The sequence below is a fragment of the Paraglaciecola sp. QJM3NY_14 genome (assembly GCF_056173245.1).
In genome coordinates, this window is sequence record NZ_CM149664.1 from 4958415 (window position 1) to 4983107 (window position 24693).

The 24693-nt window shown below is 44.9% G+C and carries 19 protein-coding genes; 7 read left to right on the forward strand and 12 right to left on the reverse strand.

Features of this window, described 5'->3' with window-relative positions; translation table 11 throughout:
* Positions 1 to 33 precede the first annotated feature (33 nt).
* Positions 34 to 1107 (reverse strand): S66 peptidase family protein, encoded by a 1074-nt coding sequence (locus AC0VYA_RS21215; RefSeq protein ID WP_475489595.1) that lies wholly within the window; start codon positions 1105 to 1107, stop codon positions 34 to 36.
* Between the two features lie 292 nt (positions 1108 to 1399).
* Between AC0VYA_RS21215 and AC0VYA_RS21220 the strand changes: the two genes are divergently transcribed.
* Positions 1400 to 2443: a GGDEF domain-containing protein gene (locus AC0VYA_RS21220; RefSeq protein ID WP_475489596.1), complete on the forward strand. Its 1044-nt coding sequence runs from the start codon at positions 1400 to 1402 to the stop codon at positions 2441 to 2443.
* Positions 2436 to 2657: a histidine kinase gene (locus tag AC0VYA_RS21225; RefSeq protein ID WP_041714145.1), complete on the forward strand. Its 222-nt coding sequence runs from the start codon at positions 2436 to 2438 to the stop codon at positions 2655 to 2657. The genes AC0VYA_RS21220 and AC0VYA_RS21225 overlap by 8 nt, the downstream gene beginning before the upstream one ends.
* A 13-nt stretch (positions 2658 to 2670) precedes the next feature.
* On the opposite strand, the gene AC0VYA_RS21230 is transcribed toward AC0VYA_RS21225, so the two are convergent.
* The 8 genes from AC0VYA_RS21230 to AC0VYA_RS21265 all read right to left on the reverse strand — a co-directional run bounded on the left by AC0VYA_RS21230 (position 2671) and on the right by AC0VYA_RS21265 (position 14713).
* A complete protein-coding gene (locus AC0VYA_RS21230) occupies positions 2671 to 3777 on the reverse strand; it encodes a Fic family protein (protein WP_475489597.1) in 1107 nt (368 codons plus the stop codon).
* 51 nt (positions 3778 to 3828) lie between these two features.
* Positions 3829 to 6003: a hypothetical protein gene (locus AC0VYA_RS21235; protein ID WP_475489598.1), complete on the reverse strand. Its 2175-nt coding sequence runs from the start codon at positions 6001 to 6003 to the stop codon at positions 3829 to 3831.
* 396 nt (positions 6004 to 6399) lie between these two features.
* Complete coding sequence (locus AC0VYA_RS21240; RefSeq protein WP_475489599.1) at positions 6400 to 8004, reverse strand: ABC-F family ATPase; 1605 nt, start codon at positions 8002 to 8004, stop codon at positions 6400 to 6402.
* Positions 8005 to 8217: 213 nt separating this feature from the next.
* Positions 8218 to 9714 carry a methyl-accepting chemotaxis protein gene (locus tag AC0VYA_RS21245; RefSeq protein WP_011576871.1) on the reverse strand — a complete coding sequence of 499 codons (1497 nt, stop codon included), beginning with the start codon at positions 9712 to 9714 and terminating at the stop codon, positions 8218 to 8220.
* A gap of 226 nt (positions 9715 to 9940) precedes the next feature.
* On the reverse strand, positions 9941 to 10501 hold the full coding sequence (locus AC0VYA_RS21250) for a DUF6436 domain-containing protein (protein ID WP_475489600.1): 561 nt from the start codon (positions 10499 to 10501) through the stop codon (positions 9941 to 9943).
* 72 nt (positions 10502 to 10573) lie between these two features.
* Entirely contained in the window at positions 10574 to 12070 is a 1497-nt protein-coding gene (locus AC0VYA_RS21255; protein WP_475489601.1) for a methyl-accepting chemotaxis protein, read from the reverse strand.
* A gap of 137 nt (positions 12071 to 12207) precedes the next feature.
* The gene (locus AC0VYA_RS21260; protein WP_475489602.1) at positions 12208 to 13293 is read right to left on the reverse strand and encodes a DUF2855 family protein; all 1086 of its coding nucleotides are present in this window, start codon (positions 13291 to 13293) and stop codon (positions 12208 to 12210) included.
* A 1-nt stretch (position 13294) separates the two neighbouring features.
* Positions 13295 to 14713 carry an NAD(P)-binding protein gene (locus AC0VYA_RS21265; protein ID WP_475489603.1) on the reverse strand — a complete coding sequence of 473 codons (1419 nt, stop codon included), beginning with the start codon at positions 14711 to 14713 and terminating at the stop codon, positions 13295 to 13297.
* A 155-nt stretch (positions 14714 to 14868) separates the two neighbouring features.
* On the opposite strand from AC0VYA_RS21265, the gene AC0VYA_RS21270 reads away from it, so the two are divergent.
* Positions 14869 to 15456 carry a TetR/AcrR family transcriptional regulator gene (locus AC0VYA_RS21270; protein WP_475489604.1) on the forward strand — a complete coding sequence of 196 codons (588 nt, stop codon included), beginning with the start codon at positions 14869 to 14871 and terminating at the stop codon, positions 15454 to 15456.
* Between the two features lie 76 nt (positions 15457 to 15532).
* Here the strand turns inward: AC0VYA_RS21270 and AC0VYA_RS21275 are convergent, their stop codons facing one another.
* Positions 15533 to 16780, reverse strand: coding sequence for a malic enzyme-like NAD(P)-binding protein (locus AC0VYA_RS21275; protein WP_011576877.1), 1248 nt, complete (start codon positions 16778 to 16780; stop codon positions 15533 to 15535).
* A 607-nt stretch (positions 16781 to 17387) separates the two neighbouring features.
* Positions 17388 to 17603, reverse strand: a complete 216-nt coding sequence (gene rpmE / locus AC0VYA_RS21280) for a 50S ribosomal protein L31 (RefSeq protein WP_011576878.1) — start codon at positions 17601 to 17603, stop codon at positions 17388 to 17390.
* Between the two features lie 225 nt (positions 17604 to 17828).
* Between rpmE and priA the strand changes: the two genes are divergently transcribed.
* The 4 genes from priA (at position 17829) to hslU (ending at position 22810) form a co-directional block, all read left to right on the forward strand.
* Entirely contained in the window at positions 17829 to 20006 is a 2178-nt protein-coding gene (priA, locus tag AC0VYA_RS21285) for a primosomal protein N' (protein WP_475489605.1), read from the forward strand.
* 131 nt (positions 20007 to 20137) lie between these two features.
* Positions 20138 to 20668, forward strand: a complete 531-nt coding sequence (locus tag AC0VYA_RS21290) for an SPOR domain-containing protein (protein ID WP_011576880.1) — start codon at positions 20138 to 20140, stop codon at positions 20666 to 20668.
* Between the two features lie 207 nt (positions 20669 to 20875).
* A complete protein-coding gene (gene hslV / locus AC0VYA_RS21295; protein ID WP_006990951.1) occupies positions 20876 to 21400 on the forward strand; it encodes an ATP-dependent protease subunit HslV in 525 nt (174 codons plus the stop codon).
* 78 nt (positions 21401 to 21478) lie between these two features.
* The gene (gene hslU, locus AC0VYA_RS21300; protein ID WP_011576881.1) at positions 21479 to 22810 is read left to right on the forward strand and encodes an HslU--HslV peptidase ATPase subunit; all 1332 of its coding nucleotides are present in this window, start codon (positions 21479 to 21481) and stop codon (positions 22808 to 22810) included.
* A 116-nt stretch (positions 22811 to 22926) separates the two neighbouring features.
* On the opposite strand, the gene AC0VYA_RS21305 is transcribed toward hslU, so the two are convergent.
* Positions 22927 to 24060 (reverse strand): serine hydrolase domain-containing protein, encoded by a 1134-nt coding sequence (locus AC0VYA_RS21305; RefSeq protein ID WP_475489606.1) that lies wholly within the window; start codon positions 24058 to 24060, stop codon positions 22927 to 22929.
* Positions 24061 to 24693: the final 633 nt, after the last annotated feature.

The window sequence follows — 24693 nt, forward strand, 5'->3', positions numbered from 1 at the left end:
GTTATGCCGCAAAATAGATGGTTAAACGCGGTGTTAAAGCACCGCGCTTTCATCTAGCGTTAATTGTTGCTTGCTTGCATCAAGTGTTGCCATAGCGCCAACAGGTACGGTCGCCATATCTTTAATGTGACCAATCATCACACCACTTAGCACGGGCACATTCAAGTCACCTAAACGGTCCTTTAGAACATGTTCAACGCTAAAGGACGGGCCGCTGCTCGGCTGACAATCGGTACATTTGCCAAACACTATACCTACTACCTTGTCCAATCTACCTGCCAGTTTAAGGTGGGTTAGCATACCGTCGATCCGGTAGGGCGCTTCCTCTACGTCTTCTAAGAATAGGATTTTGCCTGCGTAATCTGGCTCATAAGGGCTACCCACTAACTTCACCATAAGCGACAGATTGCCACCAATTAATACGCCCGATGCCTGCCCCTCGGTAACGGTTGTAAGACGGTTGTCTTTCTCGGCTTGACCTTCGGCGGGTTCAAACACCGGCGGTGTGGCCAGTGGCATACTCTTCACAGGATTGAACAACACGCTTTTGAATTCACCTAAGGTGTACTCAGTAAAGCTCTGTTTCGCAATAGGTCCGTGAAAGGTCATGATGCCGCTTCGAGTGTAAATCGCATTAAGCAGCGCAGTGACATCGCTATACCCGAGGAATACCTTGGGGTTTTGGCGGATGAGGTCATAATCTAAATAAGGCAAAATTCGTGGCGAGCCATAGCCACCACGTAAGCAAAAAATAGCGTCTACGGTATTATCAGCAAACATGCTATTTACGTCGTTCGCTCTGTCTTTATCGGTACCCGCTAAATAAGCGGTGCGATCAAACAAATGAGTGGCCGTTTTCACCTTGAAACCAAAAGAGCGAATAATATCCATGGCGAAGTAGATTTCTTGGTCTTCCCAAGTATTGCTGCTTGGAGCAATGAGCCCAATGGTCTGGCCTGCCTTTAAGCGCTTGGGTTTGCGAATTTTCACTGAGCGCTCACCAGCATCAGCCAAAGATACGGCATTTACTGATGTAAGCGGAATCAACGCGCTCGCCATCGCAGAAGTAATAAAGGCTTTGAGTAACGTTCGTCGGACTATCATCATATTTCTCGCTTTTTTGTTTAACTTAGCAAATAAGTGACTGAGCAAAAAGAAGTAATTATTACAATTTAAAGAAAAATTAGGAATATTGTAGTCACGAGTGTTTGGTAGATCCCTCCTGTGCAGTATGTAAAGACTACAATTTTCACTCGCTCAACCGCGTATTTAGCCATCAATACCCGCCTAAAAAGCAAAAAATATCAATATGTTATAGGTTATCATCTAAAGTGGCATCTAAGCTGCTTAAAGAGTCGTTTAAACGTCGAATTACAATCATAAGAATGGGGAAACCACCATGAGCGTATCTAAATTACGCCCCAACCAGGACATCGAACCTAGTGCAACCGCATTGACAGCCGGTACGTCCGTTGCCAATAGCGAATTGCGCAAGCAAACCCTAATGGTGGTGGACGATTATCATTCTAATTTACAGGCGATGAATGCGCTGTTTGAATTTCAATACCAAGTTGTTATGTTCGATAACGCAACAGACGCATTAATACACGCCCAGCAAGAGTCAGTAGATTTAATTTTACTGGATTTAGACATGCCCGATATGCACGGCTATGACGCCTGCACTGAATTGAAATCGAACCCGTTAACCGCGCACATCCCGGTCATCTTCGTCACTGCCTCTGACAGCACTGACGATGAAGCCCACGGCCTACTGTTAGGCGCTGTAGATTATATTACCAAGCCGGTTAATTTGACCATTCTGCGTGCCCGGGTACGCAATCATATGGAGCTGGTGTACTACCGTAAGCAATTAGAAATATTATCCAGTGTTGATGGCTTAACGGGCGTGGCAAATCGTCGCCAGTTGGATACAGTATTGTTGCAACACTTTGCATCAACCATCAGATTTGGTCGCTGTATGACCTTAATGATGATCGATATTGATGATTTTAAACCGTACAACGATTTGTACGGCCATATGCAAGGTGATGATTGCTTGAAACGTGTAGCTCAGGCTATCCAATCAGTTCGTCGTAGAGAAACAGATTTCGTCGGTCGCTACGGCGGTGAAGAATTTGCCATGGTGTTGCCTGATACAGACTTAGATGGTGGGCTTGTGATGGCCAATAAGCTGTTACAAACCGTCAGGAGCTTAAATATTGAACATCAAGGGGCAAGTGCAGCCGACAGAGTGACCATCAGCATAGGGTTGACAGTGTTTGAAGCAAAACACGAACAACCGACACAAATGACAGTGGAAGAGCTGATTGAACTAGCCGATAGGCAATTGTACGCGGCCAAACATGCTGGCAAAAATCGTGTGAGCCATTCTCAAATTCCTGAACTTCCAGCCCAATTAAAAAGCGAAAACGATCATGAATAACGACGAAGCAAGCCAAATTCGTAAACACATCCACAATGTCAGGAACCCCCTAAACAGCATCGCTCTGCACGCTGAGTTAGGGAATATGCTACTTGAAGGGCAAGCCAGTAATCAGGAACTGCAAAATGCTTTCTCAGTCATTTTACAGCAATGCCGGGAATGTGACCGAGAGCTAGGAAAAATCCGCAGTTTAGCGGCGCCTGATCGCCCCTAGCGGTCGTGATTAACTATGAACTCGATACACGGAACAACACTTCATCCATTTCCATCCACGCGTCGAATATTTCCTGACAATCATAAATAATGGTGTTAATAGGTTCTTTCACCCTATGCTCATTCAAAATCCCGCATTCCAGCAGTTCAGTAATCGCTGTACTGGCTTCGAGCAATGTCCATCCAAATTGTCCTGAAAGATAAGCAGGAGTAACGATCGGTTGCTCTGAGATGTGCGACAGTAAAGTGGCTGCATGCTGGCTGAGTTGTCTTAGTGTTAGTTTTTTTTGAATGAATGAATTTGCCACTATGAGCCTTTTGCACAAGGTCTCAGTCGTGTTGATACTCCATTGAATAGCCTCATCCCAAAAATCGAAAACCTGCTGCCATTGCCCTTGCATAATAGCACTTGGCGCATCTAAGTAACCATTATGTTGGTGAGCCAAACGAAATAGAAATGGACTGATATATGCCTTTTCATCCCGCATAATTTGACTCAAAAGCGCATCAACTATTGCTCTGTTAAGGCGCCCATTACCATCATTGAATGGATGGATCAGAATAAATTGATTGGATAACATAATGATATCTTCAATGCCTACTTGCTCGATATTGTTAACGTAGTTAATCCAGTCGGTCATTAAATCCGAGACTTTTTCAGGGGGCGGTGGAACGATATGCGCCGTATCGGGTGAGCGCCCTCCGATCCAATTTTGCACATCTCTGAAACGCCCTCCATTGTGATGATGAGGATCAAGTGACTTATGCACTTCACACAAAGTGCCCAGTGTAAGTGGTCTTTTGCGTAATGATTGTAAAGCGCTTCGATACCGTTCGGATTGTAGTGTTACAGATTCAGCCAACTCATCCTTGCGCTTAAAGCCCAAACGCATCAGCGATAGACGCTTTCGAGAGACTAACCTGCCCTGCTTTAGGCTGAACCCCCCAGCTAAATAACGTGACGTAAAACGCTGCAAGTTGCCGACTTGACAATGCGTTTCTAAAAACGTCGATACTAGTGGTGTTGGTAACGCTAATGCACAAGTTTGATTGGCAAGACTTTCAGGCATTAAGCATCGGTAGTTTGCATTATTGCTTGGCCATACTTTTTCGATATACATAATGTGTTCCAGCAAATGAGGGCTGTCGAGACAGCCCTTAAAGGTTGCTCTTTAGAGTGAATAACCTAAAGTTTGGGTTTGAAATCCGAACATCTGATTGTTCGACTCATATCTTCCCCCAGCGCCAAATCCTCCCTTTCCGAAGACTTCAGCTTTTGCCTTTAAGCAGTAGTTTCCATTTATCTTAGTGATGCTATTACTAGCACTACTGACATTCCACGAGCGATCAACAGTCACTACCAAACCATTAACAGGAGAAGGCGAGTAGCTACTCGTGATCACTGCATTGCGACTGAAGTCAGGAATGATGTCGGTATTCGTGAAACATTGTTGTACTGACTTAGATTTATAGCACCTAAACAAACAACCCCCTTTGGATAAATCTAAACGTACCTGTTCAAGTCTAAATCCTTTGAAACTTATGAGTTCAGGACGCTGCATACACAATCCGTTATTAATTGAATCGATACAGTTCGAAGAATTGGGAAGAAAACACTTATTCCACTCACCCTGATTTGAACAATAGTTTACGAAGCGGTCGACCATGTCTTTCGCAGAGTCACATAAATCTCTTTGGCTAACGTTTCCTTCGTAGAAACTTAACCCCATTGCCTCTTCAATTTGGCCTACTGCGTCTGGGTCAATTCCATTCAAATCTAACATCCAACAACGTCGCTCCAGCTGACTGTCCAACCGTCCCCAAGTCTGCAATATGTCACGGTACTCAGTGTAGTCAGAAAACACGTCAAAATGGCTCGTGCCAGCTAAAGCACTCGGTATAGGGTAATCCCGTTCTGTTGACTCTATATTGACTAAATCTTCATCATTGCTATTGGCAAAACTGGTAAGCACAGTCATATATTCCGTGATGCTATTGAGCCTAAGGAGGTTACCGGAATCTGAACCACCGGTTTGCGTACCAATAATGTCGAATGTATAGCCTTCAAACTCTTGCTCTAAACTACTCGCTTCACTGGAGGTAAAATTGCCATCCGCGCTATAACTTTCCAGCGATGCTTTTAACTCAAGAGTTTTGCTCTTTATTTCACTGTAACTACTTTTTTCACTTACCACACGGATCGTAAATAGAATTTTTCTGCCTGTGGTAACTGTATCAATGAATTTGTCACCACAGAATTTACGAAACTCTTTTGGCTGATTATTCACTAAGTAGTTAACATAAGGAGTAGACATACCTAAAGTGAGAGCTTGTTTAGCTTGATATCGATTTTGTTTATCGATAAACGACGAAACGATAACTGAACTTTCAGTAACCTTGGATGTTTCGCTATATAACGAAGAGCTTCCTGACCCCCCGATAGAAAAACCACCAAACGATATCGAACCGCCTCCTGAACGCTTAACATCTAGTGTTGTAGCGAGAGATTCGTAAGTATCTACTTGGCTGAAGGAGTATTTTTGATCGTTAATATACTGAACAGAATCAAGTTGAGCGGCGCCTGAGAGATCCCAGCATGAATTCCCGTACACCTCACCCTTGAGTGCATCGTAGCCTTTGCTCAGCGCAGCGAGTGCAGTTTCTTGTTCTGTTTGGTTTGTGCTTAAGGCTGAATAGGTTCCTTTGCGAGCTAGTTGATAATTTGTTCTCACACTTTCTAATGGTTTGGTTACCGCGCCCCCATTATCATAGTTCGCATTAATCGAATAATACTGCGATGTTTTGTACGGGCTACAACCAACGCTATTGCATGCCCTAACCGCATATTTGACGATTTTGTCGGCGCCAGGATTTTGGATAGAGCTAAGGTTATTACCAACGGAAACGGTGCTTGAAGGTGCCGTCTGGGTTTGGGTTTCACTATCTTGTGGTATCTGATCTTTATATTGTTGGCGCAGCTCGTAGTGAAAATTAGATCCTCGGCCTGCGTTGCCGCCTTGCCACTTTACTTCTACGGAATTACTTCCTTTGGTTCGAAGTACCGCAATACTTTTTGGTACCGATGGCGCCACATCCGGTGGCGGGTCAATTGGTCCCCCACCTCCACAATCCGAATTGGTATCACACTGTATACTGGCTGACACCGATGTTTTTAATTGCCAACCCCATCCTTCTTCAGATCCCACAGCGGCTTGGTTAAACTCAGCGTCATCCTCATAAAAGCTAGATGTTTCTTGCACTTGGCTCTGGGGAGTTTCGACAGCATATGCATTTCCCACTAAACCTAGACCACTTAATAACAGCACTATTTTATTGTGTTTTAACATTGCGTAACCCTTTTGTTATGCGCGTTTAGGCGCATCAATCAGCTAGTTATTCCGTTAGTTATGCTCGAAAAACTGACACTACTTCGAGCATATTTAGTTACCTGCCTCATACTAAGAAGCAAGTTACACTACGTTAGCAAGGGTAAAAAAAAGTTACAATTAAAGGGTTGTTTTTTTACCTAAATTTAATGAAAACGTCATCTTTCAAAAGTCACTGATGAAGGAATTTTGGCTTTGAAACACCGTCAGCATTTTTCACGATCGAAAATTTTTATGGCAGAAAAACCAGAGGGATATGAATATCGATATTGGGGTGAGGGTTGATAAAGAAGTGTTATGCAGTGTAGTGGCATTATTAGCCTGCGAGAGAACCTCGCAGGCTAATAAATTGAGTTGCTATGCAGCGGCGCTTGTCTCTTGACGGCTTGCGAAGTACTCATCATACGTACCTTGGAAGTTAATCACTTCTCTGTCCTTGATCTCAATAACGCGGGTGGCTAAAGAGGATACAAACTCCCGGTCGTGACTTACGAAAATTAAGGTCCCATCGAATTTTTTAAGCGCCGCATTAAGTGCTTCGATTGCTTCCATATCCATGTGGTTTGTTGGCTCATCCATGATCAGTACGTTGATATCAGACATCATCAACTTGCCAAACAATAAGCGGTTTTTCTCACCACCTGAGCACACGTTCACTTTTTTGTTGAAATCATCTGCGCTAAACAATAAGCGACCTAACATTGCTCGAACCGCTAAGTCATCGTGCTTAGGAGTGCGCCACTGAGACATCCAATCAAACAAAGTGATATCCATGGCAAAATCTGCCGAGCTGTCTTGTGGGCAATAACCAACAACAGCATTTTCTGACCACTTGATAGTGCCCTCATTCAATTTAAGCTCGTCTACCAAGCAGCGTAAAAAAGTCGTTTTGCCCACGCCGTTTTCACCGGTTATGGCTAATCGAGCGCCAGCTTCTAGGATCAACTCGCCACCACTAAACAATGACTCACCGTCAAAACCGTGGCCAAAGTTCTCTAAAATCAAGGCTTGGCGATGTAACTTACGGTGCTGCTTCAACGTGATTGATGGCGTACGGCGACTGGAAGACTTCACCTCATCTAACTGAATTTTTTCTAAACGTTTGGCACGAGAACTGGCCTGTTTGGCTTTTGATGCATTAGCCGAGAAACGCGCAACGAAGCCTTGTAAGTCTTCCATTTCAGCGGTTTTCTTGGCGTTACTGGTTAACAGTTGCTCTTGAATCAAAGATGACGCTTCGATAAAGGCTTCGTAATTTCCCGGGTAAATACGCAACTCACCATAATCGATGTCAGCCATGTGTGTACAAACCGAGTTCAAAAAATGGCGATCGTGAGAAATAATGATCATGGTGCATTTACGCTGATTTAGCACATCAGCCAACCAAGAAATGGTGTAAATATCCAAGTTGTTGGTAGGCTCATCCAATAACAGAATATCTGGGTTTGAAAACAATGCTTGAGCAAGTAGTACTCGTAACTTCCAACCGGGTGCCACTTGGCTCATTAGGCCATAGTGGTAGTGCTCAGCGATACCTGCCTCTAACAGAATGTCACCAGCGCGGGCTTCAGCAGTGTAACCGTCCATCTCAGCGAAATCTGTTTCAAGCTGTGCGACTAACATGCCATCTTCTTCTGACATTTCAGGCTTGGCGTAAATTTCATCTCGTTGCTGTTTAACTTTCCACAAGGCTGAATCGCCCATAATCACAGCATCTACAACACTATACTCTTCAAAAGCGAACTGATTCTGGCTCAAAATACCTAGTTTATCACCAGGGGTGATGGAAATATTGCCAGATGAAGGCACTAAGTCCCCACTTAGAATCTTCATAAAAGTCGACTTGCCGCAGCCGTTTGCACCAATAAGGCCGTAACGATTACCGTGACCAAATTTGGCCGAAATGTTTTCAAATAAAGGCTCAGCGCCAAATTGCATGGTGATGTTTGCGGTAGATATCAAAAGAAAATTCCTAGGGATGGTGTCTGTATTTCAAATAAAGAGGGAGTAACATTATTGCCGTTAAGGCTTAGCGGGGCGCACTATAAAGAAACATGGGGAATATGTCGAGGTATGTTGCTTAATTAATCAACAAAAAAGGCGCTTTGTGCGCCTTCATGCATGGTTTGTTCTATCTTGCCCAAACGTCTAAATCTGGTTGTTTTCCACCGAGCGCTAGGTGGAAAACTGCGATAACTGTAAATTAAGATCTTTGGTTCTGCCCGAGAGCAAGCCTGCTTCGTGATCCATGGCAGCGATCTTTGTGAGCTCATCTTGGTTAATAGACTTCAATCTTGTGGCGGCACTTTGAATTGTCTCGCTGTTGTGTATTTGTTGCTCACTGGATTCCGTCATCATATTGACCGCTTCCGTCATCTGCAAAATATTATGCTGAACCTGGCTCATTAGGTCGCGAGCTTTTTGTGTTCTAGTGTTAGCAGTTCCACTTAACGATAGGCAATCAGCCATAGAATCGCTGGACAATTTTGATGAACTCAACAGGTTCTCAACAATGAGGTTTACCTCTTCCGTGCTCTTTTTAGTGCGCGAAGCGAGCGTTCTCACTTCATCTGCGACCACAGCAAAACCACGGCCATGCTCCCCAGCCCTTGCGGCTTCAATAGCGGCATTCAATGCCAATAAGTTAGTCTGATCTGCTATCGATTTAATGGTCTCAAGTACTTGTGAAATACTTTGGCAATTATCAGCGAGATTGCGCACATTCTCATTCGTTTCACTCAGCTTGGTCCCTAGGTTAGTCACGTCTTCTTTCGTTTCATCCACCGTTTGTTCTGCTTCGTGGACATGGCTGTGCGCCTCTGTAGATTGCTGTTGCACGCGCTTAGTGTCTTCGTTCATGGTGCGTGAGGATTGAGCCAGTTCAATTGAAGCCGTATCAATATACTGCACTTCAGTCATACTTTTTTGCTTAATCCCATGTAACTCCGTGCTATTTTGGTTGGTGATCACGGAGGTACTATTAATTTGCTCTGCAGCCCCGCGCATACCGGTGATCAGATTGTCGAACATGCTAAGTAAATTATTGAACGCCACCACAGAATCGGCATTGAGTGTTTGATCCGCCCTGACCTTCAAATCGATTGCTGCTCTGTCGCTCATGATTTTTTCGATGCTGCTGGTAAGGGCTGCAGCAGAAAGTGACTCAACTTGATTGTCTTTTGCCATTTTAGCCAGCATCAAGGCTTGCACCAGAGCATAAACGGCATGCACGATAATAAGATAAAACAGCAGACCACCATCCGCTAAAACGTACACCCCCATCCCTTTTGATTGCATCACAAAGAAACTAAGATGGTGCACAACCACCACTAAAATCGCGGTCACGTACAACCGCCAATTTCGGTAGTACGCCAAGAACGAAAGCAGCACAAAGATCCCAAAATGCATCTCTACTAGCCCATGCATCTGGTGAATATGAAGTGCCGTAAACAGCATTAAGCCAATGGCCACCACATGTTGAGTTAAACGTGACTGAGGCTTTAGGTGAATAAAGGTTAAACATATAACACTCGTCGAGCCCCCAACCAGAATGGCTTCTATCCAGGTTTGATTAAAATTGGCCAAGGCTAAGCTGATGATCGCTAACGCAATGAAGGTAATTTGCATATTTTTGTTTGCGCTAGTGACCCAAGCATAATGACGGTCTGACATGATTGTTCTCCAAAGACTTGTGCTGCTAACACTACTGACAATATTCACACTTTAACGGCAGCAGAAACAGTTCGTTTAAGATGTAAATTAATGATATTGCGCTTCTTAGTTTCGTCGCGCACTATCGCTAACAGCGTTAAGCGCATCTTAGAAACGCCCCCACGAGTGTGCGTTGTAACCTACGTTGAATAAGCGACTTAGATCATAAAGTAGACTCACTCAGTACTTATGACGTCGTACTTGCGTTCGCACAGTAGCAACCATAGCCATCGCTGACCACAGCGCTTCCCACATGTTTGTTTTCGATAACATTGGTTAAAAACCTATCAACGATGGCCGTGTCAGTTGAGCACAAGTAACCAGAGGAATAAGGCCCGAAATAACCAAGCTGCCCTTGCTCGTCGAACACCATGATGGCAGGCAATGAGGGCAAGATAATTTCTTTAGGTATGTCATTTACCGATGCATGAACAGAATGATAGGCAGATTTGTTTAAAATGGTATCAATACGATTGACGTGTATATCATTGGAAAAATTACAGCTGCAATCGGCTTGCTGAATATGCACCACCGTTTTAGCTAATGATGGATATTGTGCATGCATACTTGACGTTACTGTTGGAGCAAATTCTGCGGACATGGCGGCCAAAGCCAAGGTTTGTGCTGGGTCAAATTCCTTCTGCCTTTGCGCGCTTGTGTATGCCAATCCGCCAAGTGTCAATAAAACCCAAGCGATTAACGCCCCTACTACCACAAGACGTTTAAAAGAGTGTGTTAGCAATGGCATTTAGTTGGTTCCCCATATCACTAAACTAAAAACGTTACTAAGCGGGCTTACAAGCACATTCAAAGCGATGCATTAAGAACGAAAGGCCGACATTTGACGATTTAATGCTTCACTCATGTCATTTAGGACTTGAGCATCTTTATTCATCGATGAAATCGTCTCCAATTCTTTCCTATTACTTTCTTTAAGAGTAAGTGCGGCATGTTGGATCACATCACTGTTGCACGCTTGTTGCTCACAAGACTCGCTCATCTTTGCAACCGAATCAGATACATCTTGGATATTGTGCTGAATTTCACTCATGAGCTCGCTGACAGAACCCGTATGCGCAGTGGTGACCTGACTAAGCTCTACGCAATTTGTCATTGATGAACTCGAGTCTCTTGATGAGCTTACCAGATTAACGATGATCTCGTTGATCTCTTCTGTGCTCGATTTCGTGCGAGAAGCCAAAGTGCGCACTTCATCAGCTACAACCGCGAAACCTCGACCGTGCTCGCCAGCTCTTGCTGCTTCAATCGCAGCATTCAAAGCAAGCAAGTTAGTTTGATCTGCAATAGATTGAATGGTTTCAAGAACCTTGGAAATGTCTTGGCAATCTGCCGCTAATCTTTGAATAGTTTCACTGGTCTGCTGTAGCTTTGTTCCTAACTGTGTAACGTCTCTATGCGTTATCGCCATGGTTTGTTGAGCTTCATCTGTGTTTGCTTTAGCTCTGTCAGATGCGGCCTTGACCTGCTCATTATTACCATTCATGGCATTCGTTGATTGCATCATGTTCTGTGACGACAATTCTATGTGTTCCACCTCTTGAATACTTTGCTCTTTCGCTTGGCGCAGCGAAGCATTGTATTGGCTATTAGAGGTAGAGTTATGGTCGATTTGGTGCGCCGCTGAACGCACATCATTAATCAACTTATTAAATAGGTTCAATAAATTGTTAAAAGCAGAAACTGAGCTCGCACCCATTTTCTCATCTGCTCTTTTGGTTAAATCAATCGCTTGTTTGTCTTGCATGATAGCTTCAACACTGGAAACCAAAGACGCCGTCCCAAAAGATTCTTTACGATTATCGTTGGCCATTTTGCCAAGCATTGTAGCTTGCAAGATAGCATAAAGCGCATGAACAGCGATTAACCAAAATGCTAAGCCCCCCTCAAGCAATATGTATACGGGCAAACCATTCTTTTGTAGAAAAAAGAATGACACATGATGTAAAGCCACGACTGCTATCGCAGTAATATACACGTGCCAGTTTCGATAGTAGGCTAAAAAGGATAGCAACACGAATATACCAAAATGCATTTCAACCAGGCCATGCATTTGATGGATCTGCAACGCGCTGTAGAGCATCAAACCCGCCGCAACAATATGCTGTGTTAAGCGAGATTGTGGTTTAAAGCGAATGGCAGCAATCCCTATAAACGTAGTAGATACACCGACAAGTATGGCTTCCCACCAGGTTTGGTTTACCCCTGCAATGGCTAAACTAATGATAAGCAAAGCAACAAAGGTCACCTGCATTCCTTTATTGGCACTGTTTACCCATGGGCGGTCAATGTTGTTCAATGCGCTTCCCCGCTATCAATACATAAATATAAGACGATTACATGTCTCGCGCTTCTTGATGAGAAGCAATAAAAAAAATCGCGACCAAGCAGACACTTAGCCACGATTCACTTCTACTTACTATCGGAAGATTGGACCTAAAGTTTAATAATTAATCCTTGTTGAGGCGGGATATTACCTTCGCATACTTGTCCGTATGTCTCAGCCAAGCGGCCTAAGCCATTCAGCTCTTTTACTTCAAGCCAGCTTCTACATTTCATCGCAGTTTCTGCCAGAAAACCCATTGTGCGCTGTTCAAAGCCTTGCGGCCCCCAGTCTTTAATGCGTTTTTGAATATGGCCTGGGGCAAAGAAGAATTCACTTCGGTCAGACTCAGCAGCACTTTCTGCTGAGAACTCATCCCAATGGGTCAGGCCTACGTTGATGCAATAGGTAAGATTATCCCCAAGATGCGCACCCAATGTCGTCAAAATATCCGAACTTCCCGACATATCCACAATCACGGTGGGTTTATTTGCGTCAATGTCGCCTATTTGGTTATAGCTTACGACTTGGTCATATACCCCAACTTTTTGCACAAAAGTCATATTTCCATTCGATGTTAAACCCACACTATGAGGCGCAGTAGCATCTGCACTCAGTGCATAACCTAGCCCCAAACTGGTTTTACTCGATGCACTGATGACCACCACTTGCTCGGCGCCAAACCAGTTGTTGTCCTGCAAACGATCCCATAAACAAAATGAGGTGATATGCAGAGGAAACAACAACATACGTTCATTATCAAAGTCTGGATTATAGCCTTTTTCACCCATTAAACGTTTGTAGCTATTGTATCCTGGCGGCAACATTGCGCGGTGCGCTGCGCCATCAACCAAGCGCTGCTGAGAAACGTTAACCGGTGTCATCACCACCTGCTGTGCTGGCGGAAAGTAACCAAATAAGCGCTCGCCCACGTCTATGCCTTCGGCCTTAGATTGGGTAACCTGGGCAAATCCCCATACTGGAATGATGCCCCACTGTTTGTCGTTATTGTCCGCAGGTGGGAAGAACTGCCAATAACCGAGCCTGTCTCCCATCATGGCGTATGTAATATTGTTGGCGGTAAACGAAAAGCTTTCCACTTTAAGTAAAATTTGCCCTTCTCCGACGGTTTCAATGGCCGGGGTTTGCACCAATCGATGGCTCATTAACTGTATTTGTTTTACCTGAAACTCACTCATTTTATGCTCCTTGAGCAGCCTCAGCTGCTAGATATTGTTGCAGTTTAGCCATAGCAGGCATGGCATGTTCACGCAGTCGCCCAAGGATCATCATTTTTTCCGTGTCGGCTTTATCCACGCTGCGCACAAGTTGACTAAAGCCATCTAGGCGATTTTTGAGCAACCACGCTTTTAGGTCGTCGTCTTGAGACCAAATATGCTGATTGCGCATAAAGGCCGCCGTCAATCGCACCCAATCCATCACCGTATTTGGCAAAGGCACTACGCCGCAGATATGGTTTTTAGTTTTTTCATCTGGGTACTTGGCGCTGGCTTCAATATGAGCAATAAACGCAGCACTAAAGGCGGGTTGATAAGAGCGTACCGTTTGCGGCGTAATGGTGTTGCCATTAAAAATAGGCTTTACCTCTAAATTTGTAATGGCACTGGCGGAGCAATCCACGTGAATATGTTGCGGGCTGGTTTTTATCTCGCCTTGTTCAAGTTGGATACTGTCTTGCCCTATGTGGGTCACTCTGCCCATACGCACCACATTTTTGATTCGCTTAAGCTCGGCTAATTCCAATTGACTCACTGTGGCGCCGTGAAACATTTTTGGCCAAACATTTTCATCTAATCGCATAAATACATCGCCCTTCTCAAGGCGCGAGAACATATCATCTACCGAAGTGGATTGGGCGATAGCTTCCATTTGAGCCGCTTGCGCGCCAATCGCGTCAGTAAAAAATTCAGGTGTAGGTTGGGTGTTTTTGCGGTCAATCAGCCAAGCGTCTCGTGGCATTATCCATTGAATATCATCTGGGCTAACCTTATTTTCTAGTAACCATAGGCAAGCATCGATACCGGTTTTGCCACCGCCTATGATCACAAACCCTGCTGGCTTATTGGTTATTTTCACCAAATCGTTTATCGGCATAAATTGGGCGCTATCATCCACAGAAAAATTTGGCGTATGGGTACTTGGCACTGACGTTTTCAAATAAGTCGCATCAACCATTTTTTTGTTAATGATCACCTGGTGCTCATCCCCATTGATAACAGAAACGAACTTGCCATCGCCTTTGTAGTCAGTCATTGGGAAGTAACTCACCCGCCCTGAAGGCAAGAAGCGCTCGCGCATGATGTTATCGAAATAGGCGCTAACTTCAGCTCCAGTAGCCAGTTCATTTAAGCCTTTGTTTAAGCCTCCTTTATCGATACAACCTTTACTTAACTCCGTCGAGCTGACGCCATAAAACGCGGATGGCTGATGCAAAGTAACGAAAGGATATGCCACGTTCCAGTGGCCGCCAGGCTTGTGATATTTGTCCACTATCATAATGTTGGCGTCAGTCTCGCTAAGTAAAACATCGGCAAAAGCCATGCCTACGGCGCCAGCGCCAACAATTAAATAATCTGTTTCATGGGTGAAGGTCGTCATGCTTATTCCTGTGTTGCTTCGATTAAGGTGTTTGCACACGAGATTCAACACGGGTGCAGTCTTTTTACGTTTCTATCGTTGCCAAAAAATAACGATTGAACATAACAGCGTTATATTAAAGAATAACACCGTTATATTTGTCAAGAGAATGTTAATTGAATATTGCGAAACGTAAAATACTTCAAGCCGCATCAGAATTATTTTTAGAAGGTGGAATTGCGGCCTTAAGCGTACGCTCAATAGCCAAGCACGCTGGAGTGTCGACCATAGGCATTTACAGCCACTTTCAAGGCAAAGAAGGAATTTTGGATGAACTGTACATCCAAGGTTTTGAGTTAGTGATGCAAGCTATGGATTTCGAGCAACATGACCTATCGCCAAAAGAAGTCATGCGTCGAGGTATTCGTGGTTACTTCGCCATGGCTGAGGCTCACGAAGGTCATTACCGATTGATTTTCGGCGAGAATGACAGCCGCTATACTCCCTCAGAAGAAGCGAAGGCTGTGGCCGAAAAGGCGTTTGGCCAATTGCTAAAAGTGACAGCTCTTTTACTGCCCGATGATGCCAACATGGCCCTTAAACACAAAAACGCCTTAGAAATTTGGGCTTTTGTGCATGGCTACGTCAGTTTAAAGCACCATGCTGTTGCCAGCATTTTCGAAACACCTGATTGGTATGCCATGGCGGAAGATGCTTTATGCATGCACATTGACGCGATCCTAGCCACACGCACTCATCAATGAGTAACTCGCTAATAAAAAAGCGCTAATTGTAGAGAAAATGTGTCATTAGCGCTCTTAAAGTCGATTAACCAACAAGCTAATCTTGCATATAACCCGGTGGCAGCGCTTTCAATGTGGTGACACCTGAGTCAATCGCGGCCTGCGCGACTGCGGTAGCCACTCGTTGCAACAAACGCGGATCCATTGGCTTAGGAATAATATACTCACGACCAAAGGTTAAACTCGTTAAATTACTGGCGGCCAATACTTCTTGTGGCACCGGCTCGCGCGCAATACTTCGGATCGCTTCAACAGCCGCTATTTTCATTTCATCGTTAATGACCGATGCGCGTACATCCAAGGCACCACGAAAAATAAACGGAAAGCACAGCACGTTATTCACCTGATTCGGATAATCTGAGCGCCCTGTAGCCATGATCACATCATCACGCACAGCATGAGCCAACTCTGGTTTTATTTCTGGATCAGGATTTGAGCAAGCAAAAATAACTGGGTTAGGTGCCATCAATGCCAATGCTTCGGGCGGCAACACATCAGGACCAGACACCCCAACAAATACGTCTGCGCCGTCTAGCGCATCTTCCAAGGTACGCTTGTCAGTATTATTAGCGAATAACTTTTTATGGTGAGTAAGGTTATCGCGTCTGGTATGAATAACGCCTTTGGTATCAAGCATATAAATACGTTCTCGCTTGGCACCACATTTAATCAATAACTCCATGCAGGCAATAGCCGCTGCACCCGCTCCCATACAAACGATGGTAACGTCACAAAGTTCCTTACCTTGTACCTCCAGCGCATTGAGCATTCCTGCTGCGGTCACAATAGCGGTACCGTGTTGGTCATCGTGAAATACCGGTACATTGCAGCGCTTAATCAATTCTTGCTCTATTTCAAAACACTCGGGGGCTTTTATATCTTCTAAGTTGATGCCACCGAATGTGTCGGCAATATTCGCCACGGTGTTAATAAAGTCTTCAGTGGTGTTGTGCTTTACTTCTATATCGATGGAATCTAGCCCAGCAAAGCGTTTAAACAATAGCGCTTTACCTTCCATAACCGGTTTCGAAGCCAGTGGGCCTAAATTGCCAAGGCCAAGAATAGCGGTACCGTTTGAAATAACGGCGACCATGTTGCCTTTGGCAGTGTATTTGTATGCCGCATTTGGGTCTGCAGCAATCTCTCGTACAGGTTCAGCGACGCCAGGGCTATAAGCTAAAGCTAAGTCGGTCACAGTTTCCGCGGGCTTTGTTAGCGCAATCGCTATCTTTCCTGGTACTGGCTTAGCATGGTAGTCCAATGCTTGTTGACGAAAATCAGACATCGTGGTCTAGATCCTTAAAGTGTAGGGTTGAATCAGAGTACGTTAGCTTTCTTATGGTCTTATTCCCGACTCACGGTTCCACAATTCGCTTAAGTGAAATCACGTGTCCGAACGGCTTATTATTATTTTAGTGAAAGCCCGTTTAACGTTAACTTATCAGGTATGTATCTACATAGCTGATATGCCTGACTACATCATAAATTAAGCAAGATAGCCAAGGCTAATAACCGTGGTGAATTATGAGTAATACCAATCCGCATTAACAAGTGCCCGCCTCAGAATGCGTCCAGCGGTTTTTGATTAAGGCGTCGCTATGCCGTAATGGTTGTTCCCTTTCAAATAGTGAGAACGCAGAGCAAAAGCCGCTGGGGCATTCCTTTCAGGCGAGTTTTAAAAGGGCTTACACTGCGTTGCATGACTTCGAAAGAGAATAACTATTCATTCAGTCATGCGCCTTGTTTAAGCCCTTTTACACTCTCGCTGAGTGAACACTTATTAACGTGGAATGGTATACTATTTGTCTCAAGAACTGAGAACGTTATAAGGTTGTTAAATTGCGGGCACAAAAAAAGGCGCTAGAAGCGCCTTTTTCGTCACGTTTTTACGCTTACTTCTTAGTGCTAAGTGCGCTGAAACGTTTGTTGAACTTGTCAACACGACCGCCAGTATCAACGTTACGTTGCTTACCAGTGTAGAAAGGGTGACACGCTGAACATACGTCCAGGTTAAGATCTTTCTTCAAAGTTGAACGAACAACGATAACATTGCCACATGAACAAGTTGCTTTCATGTCTTGGTAGTCTGGATGTATACCTGTTTTCATGGATTACCCCTAAGTAAGGCCGTATCGCTATCCAACCCGAAGTTGAACACCATACGAAAATTAAATTCGATTTATGCGATCAATGCGGCTTGCCGCAAAGAGCCGGGCATATTAATGTAACGCCTTGCCCTGATCAAGCTCTATTGGCGAATATATGGTCAAATAAGCAAACTTCAACCGCCAATTCACTTTAACACCACCAACTTACAAGATGATTAGCCCGTTATGCCCATTATCCGCGTTGCCGTTCCTGTTCCTAAGCGCCAGTTTTTTGAGTACCAACATAGTAGCGCGCTAGAACCAGGTATTCGGGTACGTGTGCCATTTGGGCCGCGCAAACTAATTGGTGTGGTGCTTGAAACCACCGAAGAATCACAATGGCAAAGCGACAAACTCAAAGCCATTCTTGATGTACTCGACGAAACATCCATATTCAGTTCAGTACAACTTAAGCTATGCCAATGGCTCAGCCAGTATTACCAACATCCTATTGGAGACGTATTGCATAGCGCTATGCCTGTTTCCTTACGTAAAGGCGGTTCGAGTCAACCTAAGCCAGTGAGCTTTTTACGTACCACCGACGCAGGCCAACAAAGCGCCCCTGAAAATTTAGGCAAGGCCCGCAAGCAACAGCAACTACTTGCTCAGTTACAACAGGGCGAAGCTAGCTATTCCAGTATTCTTGCTCAATATGCTAGCACCACTGTCAAGGCCCTAGTGCAAAAGACGTTAATTGAGCAGGTTGAGCGCATTCCTTCCCTTGATACCCAATGGCTGGCCCACTTAAATATTGGCGAAAAACCACTTCCGAATGTTGAGCAAGCCATAGCCATTAGCCAAATCACGGCAAAAATAGGTGAATATGCGAGCTTTTTAATTGAAGGGGTGACCGGCAGCGGCAAGACCGAGGTTTACCTGCAAGCAATAGAAAGCGTGCTTACCCAAGGTAAACAGGTACTTATTCTGGTACCAGAGATCGGCTTAACGCCGCAAACCGTTGAGCGCTTTGCCAAACGCTTTAATGTACTTGTGGGCATATTACATTCTAATTTAACCGACAATGAACGTTTACTGGTGTGGCAGCAGAGTCAGGCGGGGCAACTACCAATCATCATTGGCACCCGCTCCGCTATTTTCACGCCAATGAAAAACCCAGGCATGCTGATTGTTGATGAAGAGCATGACTCATCTTACAAACAGCAAGATGGTCTGCGTTACCACGCAAGAGATTTAGCGGTGATGCGCGCCGCGCAAGAAAAAATCCCGCTTATTCTAGGCTCAGCCACGCCCGCGTTAGAATCGTTGAACAATGCGCTAAATGGCAAATACCAACACCTGCTTTTGAATGAACGCGCAGGCAATGCCTCTCATCCTAAGCAACAAGTGCTGGATATTCGAAATCAGCCATTAGAATTTGGATTAGCGAAAGGCATCATCGAGCGGATTGGACAACATTTGGCTCAAGAAAGTCAGGTGATGCTCTTTATTAACCGCCGAGGATATGCTCCTGCCCTTGTCTGCCATACCTGCGGCCATGTAGAAGAATGCCCTGGTTGCAACAAGCCTTACACCCTGCACAAACAATTATATAAGTTGCAGTGCCACCATTGCGGCAGCGCCAAAGCAATACCTAAGCGTTGCCAAAGTTGCAACAGTACCGAGCTCAGCGCTATGGGTTTAGGCACAGAGCAACTCGAACAAGGCTTACAAGCACTCTTCCCCCAATACACCAGTGTGCGTATCGACAGCGACAGTGCCAGAGGCAAAAATCGCCTAAACGATATGCTGGATAAAATTAACCGTAACGAGTATCAAATATTAATTGGTACGCAGATATTGTCTAAGGGTCACCATTTTCCCAATGTGACCTTAGTGGTAATCCTCGAAGTCGATGGCGCTTTGTTTAGCGCCGATTATCGCGCAGCTGAGCATTTAGCCCAACTAGTGACTCAGCTGGCTGGCCGCGCAGGGCGTGCTGAAAAACCCGGGGAAATGTGGTTGCAAACACATGACCCAAGCCACCCCTTGTTGCAAGATTTGCTCAACAATGGCTATTCGCACTTCGCTCGCTATGCCTTACTTGAACGTGAGCAAGCCATGCTACCGCCACACACTTACCAAGCGTTATTCAGAGCGCAATCAAGCGACCCGCGCTTGGCGAATCAATTGCTTATGGATATTTCCATGCAGTTTAGCTATTCCAAGCATGTACAGTGTATTGGCCCTTTGCCCGCATTAATGGAAAAGCGCCAAGGGAAGTTTCGTATGCAATTGGTGTTAAGCAGTGGTAATCGCGCCGCTTTGCAACATGCCTTGAGTCAAGCCATGCCCAATATTGAACAACTCCCTCTTGCCAGCAAAGTACGCTGGGCGCTGGATGTAGACCCGCAAGATTTTATGTAAATAGCTCTAGGACAAGGTGACGCGGTTCATCTTGTTAATAATATTTCACTGATTAACCAAATTCTGATTGAGGATTAGGCTGAGCAAGGTAAAATCCGCGGTTCTTCTAGCCTTAGTATTCGGATGTAAAGATGGCTCACAAAGATTATGTTGCCCGCGGGCGCAACCCCAAAAAGGCCCCAGAGCCTGAAAAGCGCCCGTTACCATGGGCGCGTATCGTTATTACTTTGGCCCTCGTTTTTGGTTTTGGTTATTTTTTATGGTCAATCAACGATAAGGCTGAAGATCCAGCCAACAAAAAAGACAATGCCCAAGCAAAACAAGTGGACCCACTGCCAGAAGTTCCTAAAGAAGAATGGGAGTTCATCAAAACATTACCCGAATACAGCGTTGAAGTTGAAGTTGAAGAGCAAGCCGCTTCAGACAAGCGCTATTTAATGCAATGTGGCTCATTTAGAAAACAAGGCCAAGCAGAAGAGTTGAAAGCACGCATTGCCTTTCAAGGCTTTGAAGCTCAGGTTCGCCCTAGCGAAGGCAGCTCTGGTCGTTGGTATCGAGTGATTATTGGCCCTTACGAAAGCAAACGCCTAGCTGAAAAACAGCGTCACACCTTACAGCGCGCAAAAATCAATGGCTGTAAAATTTGGTTGTGGAATTTGTAATACTCGCCGACTCACCTTTGTCCCCCCTTTGTGAAAATAGCCGCAGTAATAATGCGGCGCTGTTCTGATTTACAGTGTTTACCTCGTTTACGTTTTGACACTTTCTTATTACTTGAAAATTTATGAATCCTCCCCACATCTAACTCAATTGTCGCAGTGCCCCGTCCTATTAAGGAAGCATTGCAGTTAAACCATTGAGGAATTCCTGTGACTACAATCGTATCTGTACGTCGTGGTAACCAAGTTGTTATCGCTGGCGATGGCCAAGTTTCACTTGGCAATACCGTAATGAAAGGCAACGCTAAAAAAGTGCGCCGCCTATATAACAACAAAGTCCTTGCTGGCTTTGCCGGTGGTACCGCTGATGCCTTTACCTTATTTGAGCGCTTCGAATCAAAACTCGAAATACATCAAGGTAATTTAACCCGAGCTGCGGTCGAACTGGCCAAAGATTGGCGAACGGACCGCATGTTACGCAAGCTAGAGGCCCTGCTCGCGGTAGCCGACGAAACCGCATCTTTTATCATCACCGGCAACGGTGACGTTGTTCAGCCTGAAAATGACTTGATCGCCATTGGTTCAGGAGGCCCATTTGCCCAAGCTGCCGCGAGTGCATTGTTAGATAACACAGAACTGTCCGCCGAGGAAATCGCTGAAAAAGCCTTAACCATAGCCGGCAATATCTGTGTGTTTACTAACCATAATCACACCGTAGAAAAAATCGATTATTAACCCAGTGTTTGCGCAAAAAATGCTGCTATTACGCCGTTTAACGGCTGTTTAAGACCAAATTAGATAAGGGTTGAATGTATGTCAGAAATGACCCCAAGAGAAATCGTCCACGAATTGGACCGCCACATCATTGGCCAGAAAAATGCTAAGCGCGCCGTATCAGTTGCACTGCGTAACCGCTGGCGTCGCATGCAGTTAAGCGGTGATCTTCGCCAAGAAGTCACCCCGAAAAACATCTTGATGATCGGCCCTACCGGTGTGGGTAAAACTGAAATTGCTCGACGCCTAGCCAAGTTAGCTAACGCGCCTTTTATCAAGGTTGAAGCCACTAAATTCACCGAAGTGGGTTACGTGGGCAAAGAAGTTGAAACGATCATTCGTGATTTAGCTGACATCGCCGTGAAAATGGCCAAAGAGCAAGAAACTAAAAAAGTAAAATACCGCGCTGAAGAAGCCGCTGAAGAGCGTATTTTAGACGTGCTATTACCGCCAGCTGAAAATCAGTGGGGCGAAAAAGAACAGAACGAAGATAAAGGGACGCGCCAAACCTTCCGTAAAAAATTACGCGAGGGTCAACTTGACGACAAGGAAATCGAAATCGATGTTGCTTTGCCTCAAGTCGGCGTAGAAATTATGGCGCCTCCGGGTATGGAAGAAATGACCAATCAACTTCAAGGCATGTTCCAAAACTTATCTGGCTCACAAAAGAAAAAGAAAAAGTTAAAGATCAAAGAAGCCTTCAAGTTATTGATTGAAGAAGAGGCAGCGCGCCTAGTCAACCAAGAAGACTTGAAAGCCAACGCCATTGAATCTCTTGAGCAAAACGGCATAGTGTTTATCGATGAAATAGACAAAATCTGTAAGCGCGAAGGCTCTAACAGTGGCGGTGATGTATCACGTGAAGGCGTACAGCGTGACTTGTTACCATTAGTCGAAGGCTCAACCGTGTCGACTAAACACGGTATGGTTAAAACCGACCACATCTTGTTTATTGCTTCGGGTGCATTCCAAATGGCTAAGCCATCAGACTTGATCCCTGAGCTACAAGGTCGCTTACCCATTCGCGTTGAATTAGAGGCATTAACCGCTGGAGATTTCATTCGCATTTTGACCGAGCCAAATGCTTCGTTAACTGAGCAGTACATCGCTTTGCTCAAGACAGAAGGCGTAGACGTTGATTTCACTCAAGATGGTATTGAGCGCATTGCTCAAGCTGCATGGCAGGTTAATGAACGTACTGAGAATATCGGCGCACGTCGTTTACACACTGTGATGGAGCGTTTGATGGAAGAGATTTCATTTGATGCATCAGAAAAAAGCGGCGAGCAGCTAACGGTTGATGCCAAGTACGTGAACGATCACCTAGAAATGCTGGTAGAAAACGAAGACTTAAGTCGCTTCATTTTATAAGGCCAACTCCATTAAAAACGGAATTTAACGACAGAAAACTTAAAGGGCGAATTCAGTGTACTGTATTCGCCCTTTTTATTTGTGTTGCCCTAAGGTCTAATTTTTGAGAGATAAATTTAGCCTAAACACGCATAGGCTTGTTCAATCAAACTCTGACTGCGCGTATCGCCCACTAAATCTGGGCTCATTTGACTGCACACGTAACCGATAGATAAACCGTTGGCTGGATCATGACAGCCAAACGACCCACCCCAACCACTGTGCCCAAAAGTACTCGGTTCTTTGCCATAGGTATTCGCTAACGCATTGACGACTAAGCCCATGGCCCAGTGGACGGGCAAGCCAAGTAAGTCATCCGTTCTTGTGCTGTTTACCTCCGTGGTTTTGGCGAGCGTAGATGAACTAAGGAAACCATTTTCAGGGCGATAAAGTTCGTACAACCTCGCAATTGACGCAGCGGTTCCATGACCATTAATGGCAGGCAACTCAGCTTGGCGCGCTTGTGGGGTAAGCATGAAATCGGCACGCAATAATGGGTTTGTCATCCCCTTCAATGCATGAGCAGGCATGTTCTTAGGCATATAAGGGGCACGCGTTGGTGGCAGCAAATCCGCAACTCTAGCGTGTTGGCTTTCAGGCAAGCCGATGTGAAAGTCGATATTATTTGGCTGACAGACCTCTTTATTAAGATACTCCCCCAGCGTAACGCCTGACACTCTTCGAACAACTTCCCCCACTAAAAAACCAAAGGTGACAGCCTGATAACAGGTTCTTGACCCCGGCGGGAAAAATGGCGTTTGGGCGGCAAGTCGCTTGCAGCAATCATCCCAGTCAAGTAAGCCCCCAACCGATATCGGCAGGTCAAAGGCGTTCAAACCGCTTTGATGTGATAACACCTGAGCTACGGTCATATCTTGTTTACCGTTTGCTGCAAATTCAGGCCAATATTCAGCAACACGGTCACTGTACAGAAGCTGCCCTTTTTCGACTAAATGCGCGACACATAACGCGGCAACACCCTTGGTCGTAGAGAAAACATTGACTAACGTGTCTTGCTGCCAAGGCGCTGAAGCACCTGATTGGGTATAGCTGCCTGCATAGATATCAACCACCGGTTTACCTTGGTGAAACAAAGAAAATCCGGCACCTTGCTCAGGCGTAGCACTTTGCGGATCAAAATTCGCTTTAAAGGCTGCAACCACTGGCTCAAACTTTGGATCCCAACTACCTTGTACTTCAACAAACGACATAATGTTCTCCCACTGATTCGGTCACTACCAGTGGGTAATAACCATACGAATGCTCTGTTTTATCACGGTTAAAAACACAAGTAACATCAGCTTTTTTTATGCCTAATTATTAGCCTCACCTGAATATCGCTATACCAATCAACCCGGCGACCATTTCGCTTACGATCCCCCTTTTTTACATGGACACCCATGATAATAAATTTATGCTTTCTTCCTCATGCGTCTTTAAAAATAAAGTGAAGAGCACATGAACTAGCGCGTAGTTGTTATGGGTGTCTTGATAATTTTATTGATAATTTTCCGCCTTTAAAAATAAGGTTTAGAGCACATGAACTAGCACTTAGTTGTTATGGGTGTCTCGTTAATTTGTTATGGGTGTCTCGTTAATTTGGTTATGGGTGTCTCGTTAATTTCGACGAACATTTCGCTTACAACCCCCTCTTTTTATATGGACACCCATGATAAGAAATTTGTAATTTCTTCCTCATGCGCCTTTAAAAATAAGGTATAGAGCACATGAACTGGCACTTAGTTGGTATGGGTGTCTTGATAATTTTCTTGATAATTTTCGACAGATGCTTTGATACGTATCAAGTTGCTAGGCTACAAACGAGAAAGGTCGATTGCTTGGGC